At 58.1% G+C, this 1,469-nt stretch carries 1 protein-coding gene; it reads right to left on the bottom strand.

Features of this window, described 5'->3' with window-relative positions; all coding sequences use genetic code 11:
• Positions 1-242: 242 nt before the first annotated feature.
• A partial coding sequence (locus ACG2F4_RS19285) for a sulfatase-like hydrolase/transferase (RefSeq protein WP_395262576.1) occupies positions 243-1,469 on the bottom strand: 1,227 nt, incomplete at its 5' end.

Genomic DNA, 1,469 nt, shown 5'->3' with positions numbered 1-1,469 from the left:
GGGCCGGCCCACTCCACGTCCGGCCAGCGGGCCCAGCGGCTGCGCATCGGCTCCCCGCCGGCCTGCAGGGGTGCCTCTTCCGGGGTTGTTATTTGTATTGACTTAGTCCCGCTTTTGAGCAACGGCAGCGATACCGTTCCCAACACCATCGTCTTTATGCTTTCTTTTCGATCCATATGATCCCAGTTTTTATATTAAAACAGTTATTTTTCCGAGTGTTCAGAACACAAAAGGCTCTCACGTTATTTTACACCGAACGCCCCTTTGATCTCTTCACTTTCGGCATACCCGTATCGTACGGCTTTGGCTCTCAGGGTCAACGGGTCCTCGACCCGAATGGGTCCGGTATACAGCTGCCAGTCGGGATCCTCGCCCCGTCCGGTAGTATAGACAACGGAGGCTCCGTGGGTGGTCGAGGTAATCTGTACCGTGTATGGCGGACTGAACTGTCCTCCTTCCCGCCTCCAGGTCCGGGCGCGATCCTCTGCGGCATTTACCACAAAAAACGGAGCCTGCGTATTCGGTTGCTCCCCACCCGGCCAGAAGCGTTCCCTGAGCTGCTCCTCCGGGATATCCCCCATATCGCCAATTTCATCCATCCACTGATCCAGAGCACCCCGCATTCGTTTAAGTTCGGCCCGATACCCCGGGTGATCAGCCAGGTTGTGGACCTCATGGGGATCTTCGGTAATATCGTAGAGCTCCTCCGGCGGGCGCGTTGGTTTCATCCAGAAGCTGGCTGCCCCCTCAAGTTTCTCTTCGGCATGCAGCCGAAGGATCTCCTGAAAGATTTCCATCCGGTGCCGGTATTCGTTCATGCCCCAGTAGGGCTGGTTTGGGAAGTAGTTGCGGATATATTTGAACCGGGTGTCCCGAACGGCCCGCATCATATCATGGACCTCGTCATGGCGGTCGGCGGCGGCATAGATATATTCCGGCGGGTGGCCCTGTTTGGGACCCAGCAGGGCCCTGCCGTGCATGTGGGCAGGAATATCCACCCCGGCCAGGGAGAGGACCGTCGGTGCCAGGTCGACAAAACTGACCAGTTCCTTGTTAACCTGGCCCGGCGGTATCTCCCCCGGCCAGCGGATGACCAGTGGGACATGGAGGCCGGAATCATATAACCAACTTTTTTGCCGGGGTAGCGCCCCTCCATGATCACTCCAAAAGAACACGATGGTATCATCGGCCAGCCCGTCTTCTTCCAGATCTGCCAGGATCTGCCCCACCTGGCGATCCATCTGCTCGATATTGGTATACTGCTGGGCAATATCCCGGCGAACCACCGGCGTGTCCGGCAAGTAGGGCGGCACCGGTACCGCATCCGGATCCACGCTGAGGGGCAACTCCGACTGCCACACCTGGCTTTCATGGGTCGTAGTCAGATTGATAACCGAAAAAAACGGTTTCCCTTCCGGCCTGTTCCGCCAGTGAGCCTCCCGGCTGGACTCATCCCATACCGAGGCGGG

The sequence above is a fragment of the Halalkalibaculum sp. DA3122 genome, from assembly GCF_043951865.1.
Lineage (GTDB): Bacteria > Bacteroidota > Rhodothermia > Balneolales > Balneolaceae > JAMQKA01.
The sequence above is the reverse complement of the archived record's forward strand: the minus strand, read 5'-3'. Positions and strand labels throughout refer to the sequence as shown.